This is a genomic window from Microlunatus ginsengisoli (assembly GCF_039537205.1).
GTDB classification, from domain to species: domain Bacteria; phylum Actinomycetota; class Actinomycetes; order Propionibacteriales; family Propionibacteriaceae; genus Microlunatus; species Microlunatus ginsengisoli.
The window spans coordinates 50,021-73,529 of record NZ_BAABAB010000003.1 but is presented as its reverse complement, the minus strand read 5'-3'; the positions used below and the strand labels follow the sequence as shown (position 1 = coordinate 73,529).

The 23,509-nt window shown below is 70.6% G+C and carries 21 protein-coding genes and 1 pseudogene; 18 read left to right on the top strand and 4 right to left on the bottom strand.

From position 1 onward, the window contains the following. Positions 1-73: 73 nt before the first annotated feature. The 14 genes from ABD747_RS01610 to ABD747_RS01545 all read left to right on the top strand — a co-directional run bounded on the left by ABD747_RS01610 (position 74) and on the right by ABD747_RS01545 (position 15,110). On the top strand, positions 74-724 hold the full coding sequence (locus ABD747_RS01610; protein ID WP_344801321.1) for a TetR/AcrR family transcriptional regulator: 651 nt from the start codon (positions 74-76) through the stop codon (positions 722-724). 227 nt (positions 725-951) lie between these two features. After that, positions 952-1,821: a shikimate dehydrogenase gene (locus ABD747_RS01605; protein ID WP_344801320.1), complete on the top strand. Its 870-nt coding sequence runs from the start codon at positions 952-954 to the stop codon at positions 1,819-1,821. Between the two features lie 62 nt (positions 1,822-1,883). After that, positions 1,884-3,230, top strand: a complete 1,347-nt coding sequence (locus tag ABD747_RS01600; protein ID WP_344801319.1) for an MFS transporter — start codon at positions 1,884-1,886, stop codon at positions 3,228-3,230. Between the two features lie 71 nt (positions 3,231-3,301). Further along, the gene (pcaH, locus tag ABD747_RS01595) at positions 3,302-4,135 is read left to right on the top strand and encodes a protocatechuate 3,4-dioxygenase subunit beta (RefSeq protein ID WP_344801318.1); all 834 of its coding nucleotides are present in this window, start codon (positions 3,302-3,304) and stop codon (positions 4,133-4,135) included. Continuing rightward, complete coding sequence (gene pcaG, locus ABD747_RS01590) at positions 4,135-4,704, top strand: protocatechuate 3,4-dioxygenase subunit alpha (protein WP_344801317.1); 570 nt, start codon at positions 4,135-4,137, stop codon at positions 4,702-4,704. The genes pcaH and pcaG overlap by 1 nt, the downstream gene beginning before the upstream one ends. Before the next feature lie 4 nt (positions 4,705-4,708). Continuing rightward, the gene (locus ABD747_RS01585) at positions 4,709-5,932 is read left to right on the top strand and encodes a lyase family protein (RefSeq protein WP_344801316.1); all 1,224 of its coding nucleotides are present in this window, start codon (positions 4,709-4,711) and stop codon (positions 5,930-5,932) included. Continuing rightward, positions 5,929-7,140 (top strand): bifunctional 3-oxoadipate enol-lactonase/4-carboxymuconolactone decarboxylase PcaDC, encoded by a 1,212-nt coding sequence (gene pcaDC / locus ABD747_RS01580; RefSeq protein WP_344801315.1) that lies wholly within the window; start codon positions 5,929-5,931, stop codon positions 7,138-7,140. Before ABD747_RS01585 ends, pcaDC begins: the two co-directional genes overlap by 4 nt. A gap of 49 nt (positions 7,141-7,189) precedes the next feature. After that, the gene (locus ABD747_RS01575) at positions 7,190-8,866 is read left to right on the top strand and encodes a phospholipase D family protein (protein WP_344801314.1); all 1,677 of its coding nucleotides are present in this window, start codon (positions 7,190-7,192) and stop codon (positions 8,864-8,866) included. Between the two features lie 293 nt (positions 8,867-9,159). Further along, the gene (locus tag ABD747_RS01570) at positions 9,160-10,359 is read left to right on the top strand and encodes a thiolase family protein (protein WP_344801313.1); all 1,200 of its coding nucleotides are present in this window, start codon (positions 9,160-9,162) and stop codon (positions 10,357-10,359) included. Further along, positions 10,356-11,042, top strand: a complete 687-nt coding sequence (locus tag ABD747_RS01565; RefSeq protein ID WP_425562462.1) for a 3-oxoacid CoA-transferase subunit A — start codon at positions 10,356-10,358, stop codon at positions 11,040-11,042. Before ABD747_RS01570 ends, ABD747_RS01565 begins: the two co-directional genes overlap by 4 nt. Beyond that, on the top strand, positions 11,039-11,716 hold the full coding sequence (locus ABD747_RS01560) for a 3-oxoacid CoA-transferase subunit B (RefSeq protein ID WP_344801312.1): 678 nt from the start codon (positions 11,039-11,041) through the stop codon (positions 11,714-11,716). Before ABD747_RS01565 ends, ABD747_RS01560 begins: the two co-directional genes overlap by 4 nt. A 3-nt stretch (positions 11,717-11,719) precedes the next feature. Continuing rightward, complete coding sequence (locus ABD747_RS01555) at positions 11,720-12,472, top strand: IclR family transcriptional regulator domain-containing protein (RefSeq protein ID WP_344801311.1); 753 nt, start codon at positions 11,720-11,722, stop codon at positions 12,470-12,472. Between the two features lie 124 nt (positions 12,473-12,596). Then, complete coding sequence (locus ABD747_RS01550; RefSeq protein ID WP_344801310.1) at positions 12,597-13,337, top strand: SDR family NAD(P)-dependent oxidoreductase; 741 nt, start codon at positions 12,597-12,599, stop codon at positions 13,335-13,337. Between the two features lie 39 nt (positions 13,338-13,376). After that, complete coding sequence (locus ABD747_RS01545; protein WP_344801309.1) at positions 13,377-15,110, top strand: cation:proton antiporter; 1,734 nt, start codon at positions 13,377-13,379, stop codon at positions 15,108-15,110. Between the two features lie 7 nt (positions 15,111-15,117). On the opposite strand, the gene ABD747_RS01540 is transcribed toward ABD747_RS01545, so the two are convergent. Then, complete coding sequence (locus ABD747_RS01540) at positions 15,118-15,594, bottom strand: PPOX class F420-dependent oxidoreductase (protein WP_344801308.1); 477 nt, start codon at positions 15,592-15,594, stop codon at positions 15,118-15,120. 164 nt (positions 15,595-15,758) lie between these two features. Here ABD747_RS01540 and ABD747_RS01535 point away from each other — a divergent pair, with 164 nt between their 5' ends. Continuing rightward, positions 15,759-17,957: a transglycosylase domain-containing protein gene (locus ABD747_RS01535; RefSeq protein ID WP_344801307.1), complete on the top strand. Its 2,199-nt coding sequence runs from the start codon at positions 15,759-15,761 to the stop codon at positions 17,955-17,957. A gap of 160 nt (positions 17,958-18,117) precedes the next feature. On the opposite strand, the gene ABD747_RS01530 is transcribed toward ABD747_RS01535, so the two are convergent. Continuing rightward, positions 18,118-18,699, bottom strand: coding sequence for a hypothetical protein (locus ABD747_RS01530; protein ID WP_344801306.1), 582 nt, complete (start codon positions 18,697-18,699; stop codon positions 18,118-18,120). Between the two features lie 375 nt (positions 18,700-19,074). Here ABD747_RS01530 and ABD747_RS01525 point away from each other — a divergent pair, with 375 nt between their 5' ends. After that, positions 19,075-20,298: a beta-1,3-glucanase family protein gene (locus ABD747_RS01525; RefSeq protein ID WP_344801305.1), complete on the top strand. Its 1,224-nt coding sequence runs from the start codon at positions 19,075-19,077 to the stop codon at positions 20,296-20,298. Here the strand turns inward: ABD747_RS01525 and ABD747_RS01520 are convergent. Further along, the gene (locus tag ABD747_RS01520) at positions 20,276-21,235 is read right to left on the bottom strand and encodes a DMT family transporter (RefSeq protein WP_344801303.1); all 960 of its coding nucleotides are present in this window, start codon (positions 21,233-21,235) and stop codon (positions 20,276-20,278) included. The genes ABD747_RS01525 and ABD747_RS01520 overlap by 23 nt on opposite strands. Positions 21,236-21,306: 71 nt before the next feature. On the opposite strand from ABD747_RS01520, the gene ABD747_RS01515 reads away from it, so the two are divergent. Next, positions 21,307-22,209, top strand: a complete 903-nt coding sequence (locus ABD747_RS01515) for a LysR family transcriptional regulator (RefSeq protein ID WP_344801302.1) — start codon at positions 21,307-21,309, stop codon at positions 22,207-22,209. 9 nt (positions 22,210-22,218) lie between these two features. Here ABD747_RS01515 and ABD747_RS01510 read toward each other — a convergent pair whose 3' ends face one another. Beyond that, complete coding sequence (locus ABD747_RS01510) at positions 22,219-23,163, bottom strand: LysR family transcriptional regulator (protein ID WP_344801301.1); 945 nt, start codon at positions 23,161-23,163, stop codon at positions 22,219-22,221. Positions 23,164-23,233: 70 nt separating this feature from the next. On the opposite strand from ABD747_RS01510, the pseudogene ABD747_RS01505 reads away from it, so the two are divergent. Beyond that, positions 23,234-23,509, top strand: a pseudogene (locus tag ABD747_RS01505) (MFS transporter); the annotation flags it as partial.

Sequence of the window (23,509 nt, the reverse complement as noted above, 5' to 3'; positions counted from 1 at the left end):
AATGTACTGGACAGTACATTAACTTGTACGAACTGGATAGTCCTTCGGTCGCACGATCGGTACGCTCGTGCTCGTGACCACCAGCGCCGCGCCGTCGGAGCGCCCCGAACGCCAGCGCGATGCCGAGCGCACCCGGGCCGAACTGCTCGCGGTGGCCACCAGGGTCTTCGCCGAGGACGGGTACTCCGGCGCCCGGGTGGATGAGATCGCCGAGCAGACGCGCACCACCAAACGGATGATCTACTACTACTTCGGTGGCAAGGAACAGCTCTACCTGTCGGTGCTCGACCACGCCTACCGCGGCATCCGGCAGGCCGAGCAGGCGCTGGACGTCGGCCACCTCGACCCGGTGGAGGCAGTCCGGAGGCTGGCCGAACTGACCTACGACCACCACGTCTCGCACCCTGAGTTCATCCGGTTGGTCTCGATCGAGAACATCCACCGGGGCGAGTTCATCAAGCGCCTGGACGGCTTGCGGACCTCCGCCGCTCCGGCGGTGACCGTGCTGGACGATGTGCTGGCTCGAGGCCGGGCGGCGGGGGAGTTCCGCGAGGACGTGGACGCCCTCGACGTCCACCTGGTGATCAGCTCGTACTGCGTGTTCCAGGTCGCCAACCGGCACACCTTCGGCTTCCTGTTCGGTCGCGACCTCGGCGCGCCGGAGAACCGCGACCATCTGCGCACCATGATCGGCGACGTGGTCGTCGGCTGGCTCACCGGTTGAATAGCTGCGCTCGGCTAACCCTCGCTGCGCGCCCCGCCGGCCCGTCCGACTTCGCTCGGGTTCGACCTTGTTCGCGCGTCTTGCTCGACGAGCGAACTGGGGTGAACTCGCGCGAAGTTGCAACAAAGGCTGCGCGGTCGTGACACGCAACGCTTGACGTACGTACGTACCGGTTAGTACATTAGCGGCAGTTCGCGACGGACACGGATGTTCGGGAGGTGGTTTGGATGCCGCAGCAGCCTTACCTGGTCGGGTTGATCGGGGCCGGCATCGGGCCGTCACTGACCCCGCCGATGCACATGGCGGAGGCGAAGGCGCTGGGACTGGACTACGTCTACCGGACGATCGACATCGCCGAGCTGGGCATCGCACCGACCGAGGTCGGCCGCCTGGTCCGCTCGGCTCGCACCCTCGGCTACGACGCGCTCAACATCACCCATCCATGCAAGCAGCTGGTCGTCGCCGAGCTCGACGCGCTGGACGAGCGCGCCGAGCGGCTCGGCGCGGTGAACACCGTGATCTTCACCGAGCGCGGAGCGATCGGCTACAACACCGACACCAGCGGTTTCGGCACCGCCTTCCGCACCGGGCTGCCCGGCGCCGGCACCGCGGAGGTCGTTCAGCTCGGCGCCGGCGGCGCGGGCAGTGCGGTGGCCGATGCGCTGCTCTCGCAGGGCACCGAGCACCTCACCATCGTCGACGTCGATCCGGCCCGGGCCGGCGCCTTGGCCCACAGCCTGGCCGACCGGTTCCCGGGCGCTCGGGTCGACGCGAGCGAGCCGGACAAGTTGTCCGTTCTCGTCCCGGCCAGCGACGGGCTGGTGCACTGCACGCCGACCGGGATGGCCGACCATCCCGGCCTTCCGCTCGATCCGGCCCTGTTGCACGCCCAGCTGTGGGTCGCCGACATCGTCTACCGCCCACTGGACACCGCTCTGCTGCAGGCCGCGCGCGACGCCGGCTGCCGCACCCTGAACGGCGGCCACATGGCCGTTCACCAGGCGGCCGACACGTTCGCCCTGGTCACCGGGCGCAGCCCGGACGTCGACCGCATGTTCGACAGCTTCACCCGGCTGCTCGGTGCCGAAGCCCGCTGAGGGCAGCGCACCGATCGCAGTCCACGCCCCCACCCGATCACGTCAACCCAAAGGAGGGTTCGATGTCGAGCTCAGCCCCATCCGCCGGCACCGTCGGCCGGACGCCCCGCAAGGCGGCCCTGGCCAGCTTCATGGGCAGCGCCGTGGAGTACTACGACTTCTTCCTGTTCGGCTCCGCCGCCGCACTGATCTTCCCGCACGTGTTCTTCCCCGACTCCGACGCCTCGGCGCTGGTGATGTCATTCGCGACGTTCGGCATCGCCTACATCGCCCGCCCGATCGGCGCGATCTTCATCGGGCACTACGGTGACCGGATCGGCCGGCAGAAGGTGCTGATGTTCACCCTGGTGCTGATGGGGGTGGCCACGTTCGCGATCGGCCTGCTGCCGACGTACGCGCAGATCGGGTGGTGGGCGCCGGCACTGCTGGTGCTCTGCCGGGTGGCGCAGGGCCTCTCCGCTTCCGGTGAGCAGGCGGGCGCCAGCTCGCTGACGCTGGAGCACGCGCCGGACGACCGGCGCAGCTTCTTCACCTCCTGGACCCTGACCGGCACTCAGGGCGGCCAGATCCTCGCCGCGTTCGCGCTGATCCCAGTGGTCGCGATGCCCGAGGCGGCCCGCTACAGCTGGGGCTGGCGGATCCCGTTCTTCCTCAGCGCGCTGGTGGTCGTGGTCGCCTACGTCATCCGGCGCTCCCTGCACGAGACCCCGACCTTCGTCGAGGCCAAGAAGCACGGCGAGATCGCGAAGCTGCCGATCGTCCCGCTGCTGAAGGAGCACTGGCGTGACGTGCTCCGGGTGATCTGCTGTGCCTTCATCGCCGCGGTCTCCACCGTGTTCGGCAACCTCGCCATCGCCTACGGCAAGACGGTCGGCCTGAACGCCGCGATCACGCTCTGGCTGGTCGTCGTCGCGAACGCGTTCGCGATGATCACCCAGCCGCTGTTCGGCCGGCTGGCCGACAAGATCGGTCGCAAGCCGGTCTTCATCTACGGCGCGATCTCCTCGGCGGTGATGATGCCGTTCTACCTGCTGTCGATGAGCGCCGGCAACGAGCTGTTGACCTTCGCCCTCGCGGTGGCCACGTTCTCCTGCGGGTACGCGGCGGCGAACGCCGTCTGGCCGTCGTTCTACGGCGAGATGTTCAGCACGAAGGTCCGCTTCTCCGGCGTCGCGCTGGGCACCCAGGTCGGCTTCATGATGGCGGGCTTCGCACCGACCATCGTCACCGCGCTGGGCGGGGTCCAGCCCGGCGGCTGGGTGGTCACCGCGATCTTCACGGCTGTGATCGCCGCGATCGCCGCGATCTCGGCAGCGACCGCCCGGGAGACCAGGGACGTGCCGACCGCCGAGCTCGGCACCCGCCGGTCCGCCGCGGTCCGCACCCGCGGCGTGCTGGTCTCCGACTGAGGGCCGGCGATTCCTTCCACCGAGCAGAAGGGATGGTGGTCTGAGTGGACCAGGTCTCGTACAGTCCAGACGTGACGACAACGACGCCTCTCACCTCCGCATCCTCGGAGTCCTTCGATCACCCGGTGCCGAGCGACCCGGACAGCGCGAGCGCGACCCAGGGACAGCTGAGCGCGGAGATCGAGCAGATCATCGCCGACTACGCTCGCTCCGGCGGCACGGAGCTGCAACCGCGCTACGACTATCCGCCCTATCGCAGCAGCATCCTGCGGCACCCGACCAAGGACCTGCGGCACGCCGACCCGGAGACGATCGAGCTATGGGCGCCGTGCTTCGGTCACCGTGACGTGCACGCACTGGAGGCGGACCTCACCATCCAGGGCGGCGGCGAGCCGATCGGTGAGCGGATCGTGGTCACCGGCCGGATCGTCGACGGCGACGGGCGGCCGGTGCGGAGCCAGTTGGTGGAGATCTGGCAGGCCAATGCGGCCGGCCGCTACATCCACAAGCGCGACCAGCACCCGGCTCCGATCGACCCGAACTTCACCGGGGTCGGCCGCTGCCTGACCGGTCCGGACGGGGAATACCGGTTCACCACGATCAAGCCGGGCCCGTATCCGTGGAAGAACCATCACAACGCCTGGCGTCCGGCCCACATCCACTTCTCGCTGTTCGGCACCGACTTCACCCAGCGGATGATCACCCAGATGTACTTCCCGGGCGATCCGCTGTTCGCGCTGGACCCGATCTATCAGTCGATCGTCGATGCCGGCGCACGTGATCGGTTGGTGGCGACGTACGACCACGACGTCACCCAGCACGAATGGGCCACGGGTTATCGCTGGGACATCGTGCTGACCGGTAGCCAGCGGACCTGGACCGAGGACGAGGGAGACGAGCACTGATGGCCGACCGGACACCGGGGCTCGTCCCGACGCCTGGCCAGACCGTGGGCCCGTTCTTCGGCTACGCCCTGCCGTACGTCGGCGGTGACGAGCTCGTCCCGCCGGGTTCGGCGCGGGCGATCCGCCTGCACGGCACCGTGTACGACGGCGCTGGGGATGTGATCCCCGATGCCCTGCTCGAGCTCTGGCAGGCCGACGAGGACGGCACGGTGGTGCAGGCAGAGGGTTCGCTGGACCGGGACGGCTGGACGTTCACCGGCTGGGGCCGTGCCTCGGTGGACTGGGCCGGCCACTACACGTTCAGCACCGTCCGGCCGGGACCGACGGAACCGGGCCGGCCGGCGCTGTTCATGATCACGATCTTCGCCCGCGGGCTGACCAACCGGCTTTTCACCCGCGCGTATCTGCCCGAGGACAGTGCGGCGCTGGACGCCGATCCGCTGCTGAGCTCGCTCGATCCGGACGAGCGGGCCACGCTGATCGCCGTCGCCGAGCCGACCGGCTACCGCTTCGACATCCGGCTGCAGGGGGAACGGGAGACGGTCTTCCTGCGCTACCCGGGACACTGACCCGGTGAGTGACCTGTTCTGGCCCGGCGACGAGCGCGCCGGGTCGCTGCTGAGCGACGCCGCCTGGCTCGCTGCCATGGAGTCGGTCGAGGCGGCCTGGCTAGCGGCGCTGGTCGAAGCGGGGGTCGCGCCGGCAGCGGCGCAGCATCCCGTCTCCGGCCTGATCGGCGCCGACGACGTGGCGTCGATCGCGACCGGCGCGGAGTCCGGTGGCAACCCGGCGATCGGGCTGGTCGCGCTGCTGCGCCGCCGGCTGCCGGTGGAGCCGGCCCGGTGGCTGCATCGCGGCCTGACCAGCCAGGACGTGATCGACACCGGACTGATGCTGTGCCTGCGCGACACGCTGCACCGGATCGCCGGCGAGCAGCGCCGGCAGCTGCAGACCCTGATCATGATCATCGAGACCCACGGCGACGCAGCGCAGGTCGGGCGGACCCTGACCCAGCACGCGGTGCCGATCACGTTCGGCGTCACGGCGACCGGCTGGCTGACCGGCATCGCCGACGCGGCGGAGGCGGTCGCCGCGCTGCTGCCGACGCTGCCGGTCCAGCTCGGCGGCGCGGCCGGCACCCTGGCCGCCTCGACCGAGCTGGCCCGGCTGCGCGGCCTGGATCGGCCGGCCGAGGTGTCGTGGCGGCTGATCGAGTCGACCGCGGCCCGGCTCGGGCTCGCGGCGCGGCCGCCGTGGCACGTCGCCCGGGCGCCGCTCACCCGGGTCGCGGACGCGCTGGTCGGCTGCACCGACGCCTGTGGACACCTGGCGGCGGACGTCGCGACCCTGTCCCGGCCGGAGATCGGGGAGCTGGCCGAGGGGACGGGCGGTGGCTCCTCGACCATGCCGCACAAGCGGAACCCGGCGCTGTCGGTGCTGATCCGCCGCGCCGCTCTCGCGGCGCCCGCGCAGGCCTCGGTCGTCCACCTCGCCGCCGCGACGGCGGTCGACCAGCGTCCGGACGGCGCCTGGCACGCCGAGTGGGCGGCGCTGCGCGACCTCGGCCGGCGGTCCGTCACCGCGACGGCGCAGACCACCGAGCTGCTCGCCGGCCTCCGGATCGACGGCGAGCGGATGGCGGCCAACCTGGCTGCCGCCGAGGGCGTCCGCGCCGAGCAGCGATCCATGATCGAACTCGTCCGGGGAGAGCCCGATCCGGACTACCGTGGTGCCAGCACCCTGTTCGTCCACGCCGCGGTCCGTCGTGGACGTCGCCTGCTGGAGGAGACGACGTGACCATCCCGCGCATCACCGGTGTCCAGCTGAGCGAGTCCGACGCCGGACCGTTGCTCGTGCTGGGTCCGTCGCTGGGGACGTCGTCGACCGCGCTGTGGTCGCTGGTCGCGGCCAGGCTCGCGGACCGCTATCACCTCGTGGCCTGGGATCTGCCCGGGCACGGCCGGAACAGGAACGTCGGCGCCGGCTTCACCCTGGCCGAGCTGGCCGAGGGGGTGCTCGGTCTGGTCGACGGGGTGCTGGCCGAACGGTCCGAGCCGGGTGGGAGCTTCTGCTACGCGGGGGACTCGGTCGGCGGCGCCGTCGGGCTGCAGCTGCTGCTGGACCATCCGGACCGGGTCTGTTCCGCCGCCCTGCTCTGCACCGGCGCGAAGATCGGCGAGCCGAGCGGTTGGCACGAGCGCGCGGAGAGGGTGCGCCGCTCGGGCACCCCGGTGATGATCTCGTCCTCGGCCGAGCGCTGGTTCGCCGACGGCTTCCTGTCGCGCCATCCCGAGGTGGCCACCGGTCTGCTGCATGCCTTGCAGGACGCAGATCGGGAGGGGTACGCCCAGGTCTGCGAGGCGCTGGCCGGCTTCGACGTCCGGGATCGGCTGGTCGAGATCGACGCGCCGGTGCTGGCGATCGCCGGGGACGAGGACGCGGCCACTCCGCCGGCGCTGCTGGAGGAGATCGCACTCGGCGTGCGGAACGGTCAGTTGATCATCCTGGACCAGGTGGCGCACCTGGCGGCGGCCGAGGCGCCCGAGGTGGTGGCCGAGCTGATCGACGAGCACGTGTCCGGTCGCCCGCACCGCACCGGCCCCGACCAGCGGGGTCCGTCCGACACGCTGCAGGCGACGTACGACGCGGGGATGGTGGTGCGGCGCGAGGTGCTGGGCGATGATCACGTCGACCGGGCCGAGTCGGCGATCACCGAGCTGACCTCGGACTTCCAACGGCTGATCACGACGTACGCCTGGGGCACGATCTGGACCCGGCCGGGCCTGGACCGGCGCAGCCGCTCGATGATCACGCTGACCGCACTGATCGCGCGCGGGCACCACGAGGAGCTGGCCATGCACCTGCGCGCGGCGTTGCGCAACGGGCTGAGCCGCGAGGAGATCGCGGAGGTGATGCTGCAGTCGGCGATCTATTGCGGCGTGCCCGACGCCAACACCGCGTTCCGGATCGCCCAGCGGGTCTTCGCCGAGCTCGACGACGCGTGACCTGCCCGAGCCTGCGTCCTTTCCAGCGGGCCCGCAATACAGTGAGATCGTGTCCGACGGTCGAATGTCTCCCGACGACTGGCTGCTGACCAAGTCCGAGCGCGGGAATGCGCAGACCACGATCGACGACGTGCACCCAGGGCAACAGGCCTGGTCGGTGGGCAATCACGTCCGTCCGCTGGTGCACGGCGCCAGCTACTTCGCCGAGCTGGCCGACTGCATTGCGGGCACCAGGGCGGGCGACCTGATCTTGTTCACCGACTGGCGTGGGGACCCGGACGAGCGGCTCACCGACGAGCCCGGGTCGACCATGGTCGCACTGCTGGGTGCCGCCGATCGTCGCGGCGTCGACGTCCGCGGGCTGATCTGGCGGTCGCATTGGGACAAGTTCTCCTTCTCGGGCGCGGAGAACCGGCAGACCGGCGAGCAGTTGCAGGCCGACGGCGCGGAGGCGCTGCTCGACATGCGGGTGCGGACGGGCGGATCGCACCACCAGAAGCTGGTCGTGATCCGCTACGCCGGCCGGCCCGATCGCGACATCGCCTTCGTCGGCGGGATCGACCTGTGTCACTCCCGCCGCGACGACCCACGGCACGAGGGCGATCCGCAGGCTCAGTCGATGGCGAAGGCGTACGGGCCGACACCGGCCTGGCACGACATCCAGGCCGCCATCTCGGGTCCGGCGGTGTACGACGTGGAGACGGTCTTCCGAGAGCGCTGGACCGACCCGACACCGCTGAGCCGTAGCCCGGTCCGCCGGCTGCGTGACCGGCTCTCCGGCGACGACCTGTCGCCGGACCCGTTGCCGGTGCAGGCGCCGCCGCCGAAACCGGTGCCGGGCGGGACGCACACCGTCCAGCTGCTGCGGACATATCCGAACCTGCGCCACGGGCGGGACTATCCGTTCGCCCGCGGCGGCGAGCGCAGCGTCGCCCGCGGCTATAGCAAGGCGCTCGCACGAGCGGAGCGGCTGATCTACATCGAGGACCAGTACCTCTGGTCACCCGAGATCGCGGCGACGTTCGCCGATGCGCTCCGATCGAAACCGGAGCTCCGGGTCATCGCGGTGTTGCCGCACCTGCCCGACCAGTCCGGAGCGCTGTCGCGGGTGCCGCAAGAACTCGGCCGGCACGATGCCGTCTCCCGGCTGATCGAGGCCGGCGGCGATCGGGTCGCCGTCTATGGCCTGGAGAACCACCGGGGGCTTCCGGTCTACGTTCACGCCAAGGTCTGCGTAATCGACGACTGGTGGGCCACGATCGGGTCCGACAACTTCAACCGCCGATCGTGGACGCACGACTCAGAGCTCTCCGCGGTCGTCCTCGACAGCGCCGGCGGCGACCACAGCACCTACGCCCGCCGGCTGCGGCTCACCCTGGCAGCCGAGCATCTCGATCGCCGCCTGGGACCGGACGACTATCCCGGGGACATCTCCGTCCTGGAGACGGGTCGGGCGCCGGCGGACCTGGACGATCGGCTGCTGCTCGACGTGATGGCCGACTGCGTCGCTCCCGAAGGGATGTTCGAGGCGTTCTCCTCGGCCGCGGCTGCGCTGCAGGCCTGGCGGGACAACGACTGTCGGGGTGATCGGCCGCCGGGGAGGCTGCGGACGCTTCGAAAACTGACCATCTCAGCGCTGACCCGAGCCTGGGCGCTGCCGATGTACCGGGTCGTGCACGATCCAGACGGGCGGCCGCGGCCGCTCCGCCGGCGGCACGCGTTCTGACCGGCGCAGCCGACCGGGGCATGGCCCACCGCCTGGGGACTCGCCGCGCGCGGATCCGCACGCAGCTCGAGCACCGGTCGCCATGACGATCAGGGCGCGCCCTTCGGGCGCAGCTCCAGCTCAACTCGACCAGGGCGCGGGCCCCGCCCAGGTCCAGATCTCGGCGCCGAATGCGTACGACATCACACGTTCCTCCGGTTGACCCGCCGCTGCGATCGATCCTAAACTGTGTTCGCAGGAAGAACAGGTGTTCGCAGAGCGAACGCAAGCCAGACTCCAGGAGAAGGTCGCCGATGACACCCGCCTATCTGTACGCCGCCGCCCGCACCCCGTTCGGCAAGCTCGGCGGCGCCCTCTCCGAGGTCCGACCCGACGATCTCGCGGCAGCGGCGCTGACCGGGCTGCTCGCGAAGGTCCCTCGGTTCGATCCGAGCGACGTCGGCGAGGTGGTCTGGGGCAACGCGAACGGCGCCGGCGAGGAGAACCGCAACGTGGGCCGGATGGCCGTGCTGTTGGCCGGGCTCCCGGTGAGCATCCCGGCGACCACGGTCAACCGGCTGTGCGGCTCCAGCCTCGATGCCGCCATGATCGGATCGCGGACGATCGAGACCGGTGACGCCGAGATCGTGCTGACCGGCGGGGTCGAGTCGATGACCCGCGCACCCTGGGTGCTGCCGAAGCCGTCCCGGGCCTATCCGGCCGGCGATCTCAGCGCGGTGTCGACGACGCTCGGCTGGCGCCTGGTGAACAAGCGGATGCCCTCGGAGTGGACCGTCAGCTTGGGGGAGTGCAACGAGCAGTTGCAGGAGAAGTTCGGCATCTCCCGCGAGCGCCAGGACCAGTTCGCGGCCCGGTCACACCGGCTGGCGGATGCCGCCTGGAGCGACGGCTTCTACGACGATCTCGTGGTCGCGGTGCCGGGCGCCGAGCTGTCCCGGGACGAGACGATCCGGCCGGGCAGCACGCCCGAGACGCTGGCGACGTTGAAGCCCGCCTTCCGGCCCGGCGGCACGATCACGGCCGGCAACGCGTCCTCGCTGAACGACGGCGCCTCCGCGGTGCTGCTCGGGTCCGAGGCGGCGGCGACCACCATCGGCTCGGAGCCACTGGCTCGGATCGCCGGTCGGGGAGCGTTCGCGCTGGAGCCACAGCTGTTCGGGTTCGCCCCGGTCGAGGCGGCGAACGCCGCGCTTCGCCGGGCCGGGATCGACTGGGACGACGTCGGTGCGGTCGAGCTGAACGAGGCATTCGCGGTGCAGTCGCTGGCCTGCCTGGATGCCTGGGGGATCGACCCCGAGATCGTCAACGCCCGCGGCGGGGCGATCGCCATCGGGCACCCACTCGGCGCCTCCGGCGGCCGCATCCTCGGCACCCTGGTCAAGCGGTTGATCACCGAAAGGCAGCGCTGGGGCGTCGCGGCGATCTGTATCGGCGTCGGCCAGGCGCTGGCCGTGGTGGTGGAGAATCTCGACTCCGAAGGAGCCCGGGCGTGAGCCGGGTGGAGATCTTCGAGAAGGCCGATCAGGCGGTCGCCGACGTCGCCGACGGCTCGACCGTGCTGATCGGTGGCTTCGGGATGGCCGGCATGCCGGTCACCTTGATCGACGCGCTGATCCGGCAGGGTGCCACGGATCTGACCGTGGTGAACAACAACGCGGGCAACGGTGACACCGGGCTGGCGGCGCTGCTGGCCGCCGGCCAGGTCCGCAAGGTGATCTGCTCGTTCCCGCGGCAGACCGACTCCTGGGTCTTCGACGGCCTCTACCGGGCCGGCAAGATCGAGCTCGAGGTCGTGCCGCAGGGCAACCTGGCCGAGCGGATGCGGGCCGCCGGGGCCGGGATCGGCGCCTTCTTCTGCCCGACCGGCGTCGGCACGCCCCTGGCCGAGGGCAAGGAGGTCCGCGAGATCGACGGCCGGACGTACGTCCTGGAGTATCCGATCAAGGGCGACGTCGCGCTGATCGGGGCATACGTCGGTGATCGGATGGGCAACCTGACCTACCGCAAGACGGCCCGCAACTTCGGACCGGTGATGGCGACCGCCGCGAGGACCACCATTGCCGAGGTCCGCCGGGTGGTCGAGACCGGCGAGATCGACCCGGAGACCGTGATCACCCCCGGCATCTACGTCGACCGGATCGTCGACCTGAGCGCGCGCAACGAGGAGTCGGCATGAGCACGGACACCGTCGAGCACCTGGACCGCGGCCCACGCAGCAAGAACGAGATCGCCGAGGCGGTGGCCGCCGCGATCCCCGCGGGGTCGTACGTGAATCTCGGCATCGGCCAGCCGACGACCGTGGCCAACTACCTGACACCCGAGTCCGGGGTCGTGCTGCACACCGAGAACGGCATGCTGAACATGGGCCGGGAGGCGGTCGGCGACGAGATCGACCCGGACCTGATCAACGCCGGCAAGGTGCCGGTGATCGAGCTGCCCGGCACGGCCTACTTTCACCACGCCGACTCGTTCGCGATGATGCGCGGCGGCCACCTCGACGTCTGCGTGCTCGGCGCGTTCCAGGTCTCCGAGCACGGCGACCTGGCGAACTGGCACACCGGGGCGGCGGACGCGATCCCGGCGGTCGGCGGCGCGATGGATCTCGCCATCGGGGCGAAGGACGTGTTCGTGATGATGACCATGTTCACCAAGTCGGGGGAGCCCAAACTGGTGCCGGCCTGCAGCTATCCGCTGACCGGGGTCGGCTGCGTCAGCCGGATCTATACCGACGTCGCGACGGTGCTGGTCGGACCCGGCGGAGCGGTCGTCACCGAGACCTTCGGGATCGGCGTCGACGCGCTGCGGTCCCGGCTCGACCTGGCCCTGCGCGTGCTCGGTGACGGGGACTGACCGGTGGCCGAGGAGTTCGTCCAGTCGCTGGCCCGCGGCCTGCAGGTGATCACCGCCTTCAACGCCGACCGACCCCGGATGACGCTGAGCGAGGTGGCCGTCGCCGCCGGGCTCAGCCGGGCGGCGGCCCGCCGCTTCCTGCACACCCTCGCCGAGCTGGGCTACGTCCGCACCGACGGCCGGCTGTTCGAGCTCACCCCGCACGTGCTGCGGCTCGGCACGGCATACCTGTCCGGGTTCGGATTGCCCAAGCTCGCCCAGCCGCACCTGGAACGGCTTTCCGCCGAGATCGGCGAGTCGACCTCGGCGGCCGTGCTGGACGGCACCGACATCGTCTACGTCGCCCGGGTGTCGACCCGGCGGATCATGACCGTCGGGATCGCGGTCGGCACCCGCTTCCCGGCGTTCGCGACCTCGATGGGCCGGGTGCTGCTGGCCGCACTGACCCCGGACGAGCTGGACTCCTACTTCGTGGCCGCCGACCTCACCCCGCCGACCCCGCGGACCGTGCACGACGAGGCCGCGCTGCGGGCGATCCTGCGGACGGTCGGCGAGCAGGGCTGGGCCGAGGTCGACCAGGAGCTGGAGGCCGGGCTGTACTCGCTCGCGGCCCCGATCCGCGACGCCGACCGCCGGGTGGTGGCCGCGATCAACGTCTCCACCACCAGTCCGGAGCGGCCGGCGGAGCTTCGCGACCGGGTGATCGAGACCGCGGGCGCGGTCAGCGCCGACCTGGCCAGCACCGCGCTGCGCTGATCGGGCCGGCTGCACCGCCTGGAGTGTGAGCCATCAGACGTGCGTGCCGGGACCTCTGCCTCTGCTGTGACGCAGCGACCGCGCCTAGCGTCGATGACGAGATCACTCGAGGAGGAGGACGATCATGGGTCGGTTGAGCGGCAAGGTCGCGCTGGTCAGCGGAGGCGCTCGCGGACTGGGCGAGGCCCAGGTGCGGAGCCTCGTCGCGGAAGGAGCCGGCGTCGTGTTCGGCGACCTGCTGGACGACGAGGGCAAGGCGTTGCAGGAGGAGCTGGGCGAACGGGCGACGTACGTCCACCTCGACGTCACCCAGCAGGAGCAGTGGGCTGACGCGGTCGCGGTCGCGGACCGGCTCGGTGGGGTCGACATCTTGGTCAACAACGCCGGGATCGCGATCTTCGGCGGGATCGAGGAGATGTCGCCGGCGGACTTCCGCCGGATCGTCGACGTGAACCTGACCGGTGTCTACCTCGGCATGCACACCGTGCTGCCGGGCATGCGGACCCGGAGCCGCGGCGGCGTGGTGATCAACATCTCCTCGACGGCGGGCATGATGGGCTATGCCGGACTGGCCGGCTACGTCGCCTCGAAGTGGGGCGTCCGTGGGCTGACCAAGGCCGCCGCGATGGACTTCGCCGGCACCGGCGTCCGGATCAACTCGATCCACCCCGGACCCATCCGTACGCCGATGACCGCCGGCCTGCCCGACTCGCTGTATGCCGGCCAGGCGATCCCTCGGATCGGTGAACCCGACGAGGTGGCCCGAGCCGTGCTCTATCTCGCGGTCGACGCCACCTACACCACGGGCTCGGAGCTGGTCGTCGACGGCGGCGCCCTGCTCGGACCGGTGCTCGCAGTGGAGTAGCACCCGAGTGCCGATTCGTGGCTGAGCAGAATGCTCCCCATGGATCTGCTGATCGTCGTGGTCCTCGGGGTGCTGGCTGTGGTGGGCGTGAACGCGCTGGCACCCCGGATCGGCATCGCGTCGCCGCTGCTGCTGGTGCTGCTCGGGGTGATCGTCAGCTACCTCCGGATCACCGGCACGGTCGACGTGCCGTCGGAGGTGATCCTCGGCGGCGTGCTGCCCCCACTGCTGTACTCGGCCGCGGTCAGCATGCCGACGATGGAGTTCCGGCGGGACTTCCGGATCATCTCCGGCCTGTCGGTGGTGCTGGTCTTCGTGTCGGCGATCGTGGTCGGCCTGCTGGTGAACCGGCTGATCCCCGGCATCGGCCTGCCGCTCGCGATTGCCCTCGGGGCCATCATCAGCCCGACCGACGCCGTCGCCACGGCTATCGTGCGCAAGGCCGGGGTCTCGTCGCGGATCGTCACCGTGCTGGAGGGGGAGAGCCTGCTCAACGACGCGTCCGCCCTGGTCCTGCTCCGCTCGGCGGTGGCCGCGGTCGGCGTGACGATCGTCTGGCGGCACGTGCTGGTGGACTTCCTCTACGCCGTGCTGGTCGCGGTGGCGATCGGTTTCGTCGTTGGCCGGCTCAACCTGAGGGTTCGCGCCCGGCTGCGCCAGGCGACCTCCAGCGTCGCCGTCTCGCTGGTCGTCCCGTTCGTCGCCTTCCTGCCGGCCGAGCACCTGGGCGCGTCCGGTTTGGTGGCCGCCGTGACGGCCGGGCTGGTGACCGGCCACGGAGCGCCGAAGTATCTCCGTCCCGAGGACCGGATCACCGAGCGAGCCGTCTGGCGCACCCTCGAGCTCCTGCTGGAGAGCTTCATCTTCTTGATCATGGGCCTGGAGATGCACACCGTGATCGACGAGGTGACCGCGGAGCACGGCAGCGTCTCCGGGGCGGTGCTGGTCGCGGCGGTGGCCGGCGTCGCGATCATCGCCGTCCGCGCTGCGTTCATCACCCTCTCGCTGTGGGCGCTGGCCCGGCGCGAGCGCGCCGCCGCCCGGTCCCGGATCCGGATGGAGACCATCCAGGACCGGATCTCCATGATCGAGTCCGCGCCCCCTCGCGGCCCGTCCGACACCAGTCCCGAACATGCCGAGCGACGTCAGCGGCGGGTCGAGCAGATCGGCGTCCGGGTGACGCGCGGGCTGGCCGACCTCGACTACCTCGCTGCCCAGCGTCTGGGCTGGCGGGAGGGCGCCATCCTGGTCTGGGCGGGGATGCGGGGCGCGGTCACCCTCGCGGCCGCCCAGTCGCTGGACAGTGACGTTCCGCAGCGGGCCCTGCTGGTCCTGATCGCGTTCGTGGTGGCCGCGGGCACCCTGATCATCCAGGGCGGCACCCTCGGTTGGCTGGCTCGCCGGCTCGGGTTCGCCCACCACGGCAACGGCGATCCGGACACCCCGGCGGCACTGCGCGCCGACCTGGTCCAGGCGGCGTCGGCTCGGCTGGACGACCCGGAGCTGCGCCGGCCGGACGGGCAGTCCTACACCGCCGAGACCCTGCAGACCGCCCGGACCATCCTGGACGGTCTCGGCCGGGACGGACCGCTCGCGGAGACGCCGGACCAGCGCAGCGAGCGGCGCGCGCTGCGGATCGAGCTGCTCAACGCTCAGCGGGACGAGCTGTTGCGGATCCGCGACCTGGGGACGTACCCGTTCGGTGTGCTGGAACGGGCGCTCAACCAGATCGACGCCGATCAGGTCGGGCTGGAACTGCGGGAGAAGGACTGAGCGGGTCTCAGCCGTCCAGCCGGGCGGCGACATCGGCGGGGAAGCCACCCGTCGCGATCGGGCCCCACCTGGTGATCGTGATCCGGATCAGCGACTTGTTCTGCACGCGCATCGCCGCTCGATACTCCGCCCAGTCCGGATGCTCGCCGGAGATGCAGCGGAAGTAGTCCACCAGACCGTCCTCGGCGTCGGGCATGTGCAACACCTCGGCGTCGCCGTCGACCTGCACCCAGGCCCCGCCGAAGTCGTCGGACAACACGCAGACCGACACCCGGGGGTCCCGCTCGGCGTTGGTCGTCTTGGCCCGTCCGGGATAGGACGAGATGACGATCCGGCCGGCGGCGTCCACCCCACCGGTCACCGGGGAGAGCTGTGGCCGCCCGTCGGCACGGGTGGTGGCGAGCAGCAGGTGGTGGCGCGGACGGACGAACTCGAGCAGCTCGTCGAGGCCGACGGTGGTGTTCGTGGCGATCGTCCTGGGCACGCCGCCAGCGTAGCCTCGCCGATGGCGACCCAGGTCACCAGAACAGATCACAGCCCGGATCGGGAACTGATCGTGCCGTCTCGGGGTTGGCCTAGTTGATGAGATCTCCACGCCAACGCACTGCCCGTCGGCCGCTCGCGGTTGCCCGCGCGAGCGGCCTCTTCGTGCTGATCAGCGCGTTGTGCGGGCTGCTGGTCGCGGCGATCGCGCTGCCGGCGGTCGGCGGTGCGGCGGCGGGGGCGAAGGCGGCCGAGAACGGGCTCGCCGACCTGCCGATCGCGTTCGACCCGCCGGCGCAGAGCCAGCGCAGCGAGGTGCTGGACGCCAACGGCCACGTGCTCGCCTACTTCTACGACGAGAACCGGGTGTACGTCGGCCTGGACGAGATCGCGCCGGTGATGCGGCAGGCGATCGTCTCGATCGAGGACCACCGGTTCTACGAGCACGGCCCGCTGGACGCGCAGGGCACGGCCCGCGCCTTCATCACCAACCTGTTCGCGGGTGGTGTCACCCAGGGCGGATCGACCCTCACCCAGCAGTACGTGAAGATGGTCCAGGTCGAGGCGGCCAAGCAAAGCGGCGACCAGGCAGCGGTCGAGGAGGCCACCTCGACCAGCTATGACCGCAAGATCCGCGAGCTGCGCTACGCGATCTCGGTGGAGAAGACGCTGTCCAAGGACGAGATCCTCGAGCGCTACCTCAACATCGCTTACTACGGCGACGGCGCCTACGGCATCGAGGTCGCCGCCGAGCACTACTTCGGCACCACCGCGGCGAAGCTGACCCTGCCTCAGGCGGCGATGCTCGCGGGCCTGGTCCAGAACCCGAACGGCTACGACCCGGTGACCAACCCCGACGCCGGCATCGCCCGCCGCAACGTCGTGCTGGACCGGATGTCCGAGCTCGGCACCGCCCGGCCGGCGGACGTGGCCAAGGCGAAGGCAACCAAGTTCGACGCGCACCAGGTGAAGAACACCGTGAACGGTTGCCAGGGCACGAAGTACCCCTTCGTCTGCGACTACGTCTACCGCTCGCTCGAGCAGACGGCGAGCCTCGGTAGCACCGTCGAGGAGCGGCAGCAAGAGATCAAGCGCGGCGGCCTGACCATCGAGACGAAACTGGACCCGGACACCCAGAAGACGGTGCAGAAACAGGTCAGCAAGGCCGTCGGCGCGACCGATCCGGTGATCGCGGCGATGGACATGATCGAGCCGGGCACGGGGCTGATCGTGGCGATGGCCCAGAGCCGCCCGGCGATGGGCTCGAACACCAAGAAGGGCCAGACCTACTGGAACTACTCGGTCACGCCGGACATGGGCGGTGCCCAGGGCTTCCAGGCGGGGTCGACCTTCAAGGCGTTCACCGCGGCCGCGGCCCTGGAGAAGGGCATCCCGCTGTCCAAGCGGTTCGACGCGCGGCCGACGATGAACTTCTCCGGCGCCAGCTTCGCCAGCTGCGACGGCACCAAGCAAGTGTCGGGCAACTGGCAGGTGAGCAACTCGACCGGGGTCAACGGCGTGATGGACATGAACCGGGCCGCGGAGTTCTCGGTGAACACCTACTTCGTCCAGCTGGCCCTGGATGTCGGCATGTGCGACGTGACGAAGATGGCGGAGAAGCTGGGTGTCGAGTCGAGCACGGCCGGCGCGCCGATCAGCTCCTACGCCGACAAGCCCTCGTTCACCCTCGGCACGGTCGAGGTGAGCCCGCTGTCGATGGCGGAGGCGTATGCCACGTTCGCCTCGGGCGGCATCCACTGCGACCCGATCATCGTCTCCAAGATCACCGACAGTGCCGGCAAGGACCGGGCGGTGACCAGCGCCAACTGTCAGCGGGTGATCTCCACCGACGTCGCGAACGCCATGAACTCCCTGCTGTCCAAGGTGATGACGCAAGGCACCGGGCGGCGCGCGCTGACCGGTGACGGCCGGCCGGAGGCCGGCAAGACCGGCACCATCGACAGCAACGCGGCGGTCTGGTTCGTCGGCTACACACCGCAGGTGGCCGGTGCGGCGATGATCAGCATCGACAACACCCGCAAGCCGTTCGTCCGGACCTCGTCGGGCTACCAGCGCGGCCTGAAGGGCTACACGGTTCCCTCCACCGGCCTGTATCTGGAAGGCTCCGGCAGCGGCGACGCAGGCCAGGACATCTGGAAGCCGGCGATGCAGAAGTACCTCGCCGGCAAGCCGTTCGCGTCGTTCGACGCGCCGCCGGCCTCGCTGGTCTACGGCCAGAACAGCTACGACGGCTGGGGCTTCGGCGGTTCCGGCCAGCAGGGCGGCGGCGGCCAGCCCGGCACCGGCACCCCCGGTCAGGACCAGGGCAGCCAGGGCGCACAGCCCGGCCCCGGCCCCCGCTGACCGCTCGCCGACCGGCCCCTCCCGGTTGAGAACCCGCCCGGCCGGACGGGTGGCGTCGGACTCTCCGTCGGGCAGCAGCAGCGGATCGCGCTGTCCAGGGCGGATCGTCCTGCTCCAGCACGGCCGGATCGTCGAGTGCGGTGGGAGGACGACGGGTGAGTCAGCGGAGCCGGCGGCGCAGCCAGCGCAGCGTGGACACGCCGTGGGCGGCCTGGAACGCCCGCACGGTCGGCAGCCCCCGTGGCGGGGGGTTCCGGGCCGCATCGACGAAGTATCCAGACAGACCCGCCAGCGCGGCGGTGAGCCGATCGGGCTCGACCTCGGCCAGATAGCGCCCGACGACATCCTCGGGGCGCAGGCCGGGGACGGGGTTCGGCGTACAACACTCGGCGATCGCGGTCAGCGCCGCCGCCGTCGCCTCGATCTCGCGCACACGCCAGGGAATGGCCGGTGGCGCTCCTTCGATGTCGGCGTAGACCGCGGCCACCCACTCGCCGTCGTCGTACGTCCCCAGCAGCCGGGGGAGGTGGGGGCTGGCCGGCAGCCCCGCCACGACCCGGGCCTCGGTTCGATGGATGCCGGGCGTGTGCTCGTTCTGGGCCGGGCTGGCCGCCTTGACGAAGGCCCGTCGGCCCTCGGCGGTGCGCAACCGGTCCGCGGTCCCGGGCGAGAACCCGCCCGGCTGCGAGACCGCGGACACGATCGGTCCGCCGCCGACGATCTGTGCAACGGCATGGCGCACCTGCGCCGGGACCTCACGTCACGGCAGCCGTACGCCGGCGGCGGCAACGCTCATGACTCGACTCTGACAGCCGGCTGAACGTTCCGGCGACCGGTTTTTCGGTCCGTCCCAGGGACGCGCGGCGCAATCTGTTGACCTTGATCAATTTCGAGGTTACGTTTGAGTAACTTTGTGAGAGCGCTCTCATCGACGAGAGGAGCAGATTGCGCATCTGAACCGTGGCGGCCATCGTGCCGTCCGCCCGCGGTATGCCGCGCGGCCCCCTGGTTTCGTCCGCGTCCGGCCCGCCGGCCCGGTGCCCCTCCCATGTGGGAGCGTGTGCGCCGTGACGGGACCGGTTGCACCTGTTCCCCCACCCGAAAGGGTCAGTTCGCCATGTCCATCTCCCGTCATCTGCTCCCTCGGCGTCCCGGCGTCATCGCCACGCTGGTTGCGGTCCTGACCGCGTTCGTCACCGCGTTGTCCACGCTCCTGCTCGTTTCCACGGCACAGGCCGCAGCGCCGGCCCAGCTCCCGGTCAGGGTGAAGAACAACAGCGGGCAGTCCGGACCGCTCTATCTGTACGTCCTCGGCGTGGACCTGAAGACCGACAAGCTGGGCTACGTCGACCGCGCGGGCCGCTTCACCCCGTGGTCGCTGCCCGGCGGCGACGACCCGGCCCCGGCGCCGGACGTCTCGATCGCCGGTCCCGACGACGGCGCCGCCGTCACGCTGAAGATCCCGCGCAACCTGTCCGGACGGATCTACTTCTCGTTCGGCCAGAAGCTGGCCTTCTCCCTGGTCGCCGACGGGCTGGTGCAGCCGGCACCCTGGAATCCCTCGGACAAGAACGCCGACACCCTGTTCGACTGGTCCGAGTTCACCTTCAACGACGCCGGTCTGTGGCTGAACTCATCCCAGGTCGACCAGTTCGCGCTCCCGCACCAAGTCAACGTGACCTCCGGCGACGGCAGCACCGACAAGACCGGCGACCTGGTGGACGGGGGCCGGCAGAAGGTGATCGACGCGATCAAGCACACCAAGGGTTTCGAGCGGACCGTGATCACCGGCGACGACGGCCAGGTGCTCCGGGTGCTGGCGCCGGGCAAGGCGACCGACGCGGGCCTGCTGGCCGCTGACTACCTGGACGACTACATCGCCAAGGCCTGGAAGTCCTACTCCGGCAAGAAGCTGACCGTGGTGCCGTTCGCCCACGAGCCGGAGAAGAAGTTCTTCGGCTCGAGCTCGGGCGGGAAGTTGATCTTCACCGACACCGCCGGGAAGCAGGTCGCCAGCTTCGCCCGGCCGAGCACCTCCGACGTCTGGGACTGCGACGGGAATCTCGCCGCACCGAACGACCTCGTCGTCGGCCCGATCGCCCGCACCCTGTGCGCCGCGCTGCACCGGGGGACCCTCGGCGCCTCGACCGCGGAGCCGGTGAGCGACCCGGAATCCTTCTATCGAACGGATCTGACCAACCACTACTCGGCGATCATCCACGCGAACATGGTGGACAAGAAGGCCTACGGCTTCGCGTTCGACGACGTCACCGGCCAGGAGTCGCTGATACACAGCGGTGATCCGGCCGAGGCCGGCATCATCCTCGATCCGCTGTCCTGACCGCAGCCGATCGGCGGCGCGGGCCGAGCCGGGTGATCGCCACGCCCAGCAGCGAGACCGCGCCGCCGACCAGCGACAGCACGGGGGGAACCTCGGTCAGGAAGATCCAGGACAGCAGCACCGCGATACCCGGTACCACATAGCTCGAGGCGGCCATCCGTCCGGCGCTGGTCTTCGACAACGCATACGTCCAGAGCAGGAAGGCGATCGCGGTCGGGAAGACGCCGAGGAAGATCACGCCGGGCAGCACCGGCCACGGGTTCTCGCCGGCCTGGCTGACCAGTCGGGGCAGGAACGGTAGCGTGGCGACCGCCCCCGCCAGCGCGCCGAGCCAGGTGACGGTGACCGGGTCGACGGTGGCCAGCGCCTGCTTCTGCAGCAGCACGCCGACGGCGTACAACGCGGCTGCCGCGAGGGCCAACAGAACCCCGGTCGGTCGGACCTGACCGGTGGCGGTGGCCCCGGCGATGATCGCCACCCCGGCGAACGCGATCACCAGCCCCAGCACCAGGTTGCGAGGAAAGCCTTCGTGCAGGAAGGTTCCGGCCAGCACCGCGACGATGATCGGCGCGAGATTGACCAGCATCGCGCTCGTGCCGGCGTCGAGGTAACGTCCGGCGGCGTTCACCGCGACGGTGTAGATACCGAACCAGAGCACCCCGTAGCCGATGATCAGGACCAACGCCCGGCCACGCGGCAGCCGCCGGGTCCAGCCTCGGCGGCCGAGCGCGATTGCGCTCAGCACGACGCTGCCGACCAGGAGCCGGCCGACCGCCATCGGACCGGGATCCAGCACGTCGCGGAGGCCACGGATGACCACGAACGCCGACGCCCACAGCACCATCGTGACGGCCGCCGCGACCAGCGGGCGCCAGCCGGGACCCGCCGCGGTCGGGCTCGGGCGGGTGGCGGAGGCCGGATCGGCGAGCGAGGTCACGGCCACCATGCTCGCCCGCCAGTAGCGTTAGCACAAGCAAATTGATCTACACGACAGTTCAGTCTGACTGTATGATCTCTGGCGTGCTGGACGTCCATCGCCTCCGCGTGTTCCGCTCCGTCGTCGCCAGCGGCTCCGTTCAGGCGGCGGCCGCCAACCTCGGCTACACCCCATCGGCGGTCAGCCAGCACCTGACCGCGCTGCAGCGCGAGACCGGGCTCACCCTGATCAGCCGGGTCGGCCGGGGGATCGAGCCGACGGCCGCCGGGCGTGCGCTCGCCCTGCGGGTGGACGGGGTGCTGGACCGGCTCGGCGAGGTCGAGTCGATGGTCGGCGATCTCCGTGCCGGCCGGACGGGCGCGCTGTCGATCGCCTACTTCGCGTCGGTCGGTGCGGCCTGGATGCCGCAGGTGGTCGCGGCGATGCTCGCCGACTTCCCCGCACTGCGGCTGGATCTGAGCCTGCTGGAGGACGTCCCGACCGGTCCGGGCGATCGGCCCGACATCCAGATCCTGGTCGACCAGTCCGGCAGGGAGCAGGTCGGGGTGAGGGCACACCACCTGCTCGACGACCCCTACGTCGCGGTGCTGGCGCAGGATCACCCCTCGGCCGCCGCCACCGAGGTCGAGCTCGCCGCGCTGGCCAGCGACCGGTGGGTCGACAACGACTTCGCCCGCGGCTGGTGCCGCAAGAACCTGATCACCGCCTGCCACGCGGCCGGCTTCAGCCCGCCGTTCCACGTCGAGGCTCACGACTACCCGACCGCGATCGCGTTCGTCGCGGCGGGGATCGGAATCACCGTGCTGCCGCGGCTCGGCGCCCGGAACCTGCCGCCGGGCGTGGTCGCGGTGCCCGTCACCTGTCCGGTCCCGGTTCGCTCGATCTTCGCGGTGGTCAAGGACTCCGTCGCGCACACGCCGGCGGCCGCAGCCGTGCTCGGGGTGCTCCGTGAGCAGGCCCGGCAGGCCGGCTGATCGTCGGACTCAGGCCGGGAGCGAGACCAGCGGTCGGGCGTACGGGCCGAGCGAGCTGACCGCGACCGCTGCGCCCGAGGTCTGGAGAAAGCCGACGAAGGCCCGGACCGAGGGAGTCCCGCCGCCCGGGCGGGCCAGCGCGCCGATCGTGCGGACCGCCTTCGGGTGGTCGATCCGGATCTGCTCGGTCTGCGGGTCGGGCGGGAAGGACGGCACGATGGTCACCCCGAGCCCGGCCGAGACCAGCCCGCGCGCCGTATGGGCGTCCTCGGCCTCGAACGCGATCCGGGGTCGACGGTCCGTTTCGGCGAACAGCTCCTCGATGCCGAGCCGCAGGCCGTAGCCCGGCTTCAGCGCGATCAGCTCCTCGGTGGCGAACGCGTCCAGCCCGACCCGGCTCCGATCGGCGAGCCGATGATGCCGGGGCACGACCAGCACCAGCGGCTCCTCGTACAGCGGGAGGGTGACCAGATCGTCTCGGCGCGGCGGGGTCGCGACCAGGGCAACGGCGGCGTCGCCGTGATCCAGCGCGCTCAGGCAGCGCTGCCGCGAGCCCTGGGTGAGGCCGAAGGAGACCGCCGGGAAGCGCTCGCGGAACCGCCGGATCAGGGCCGGGACCACGGTCTCGCCGAGCATGTTCTGGAACGCGATGGCGATCTCACCATGTCCCACGACGTCGGTCCGGCCGGCTGCGGCCACCCCGGCGACGATCTGGTCGACGGCGGACTGCGCGTAGGGAAGCAGCTCGCGACCGGCCGCGGTCAGCACGATGCCGCGACCTCGCCGCTCCACCACCGGGGCGCCGATCAGGCCGCCCAGCGAGTGCAGCGCTCGGCTGACCGTGGGCTGCGGCATCCGCAGCACCGACGCCGCGACCGTGACCTGCTCGGTCTCGGCCACCGCGAGAAAGATCGGCAGCAACCGTGAGATTCGCTGCAGGTCGGACGCTTCCATTCAAAAATCGTATGAGATTTGCGCCAAAGATGCATTTGTGGTCTCGATCGGCGATTTCTACCGTGTCCTGGTGAGCACGACCGCCATCGACCCGACGCACCGGCTCCGGGGTCGCTGGTCCGGCTACCGGGCCGGCACGGTGGCCTACCGGCGCCTGCTGGTCGGCCTCGGCGCGGCCGGGATCGCGACCTTCGCACAGTTGTACGCACCTCAGGGCCTGCTTCCGGTGCTCGCCCGCGGACTTCGGATCGACGCGTCCCAGGCGGCGCTCTCGGTCTCGCTGGCCACCTGGGGCGTCGCGCTGTCGGTGCTGCCGTGGTCGGTCTGGTCCGACCGCATCGGTCGG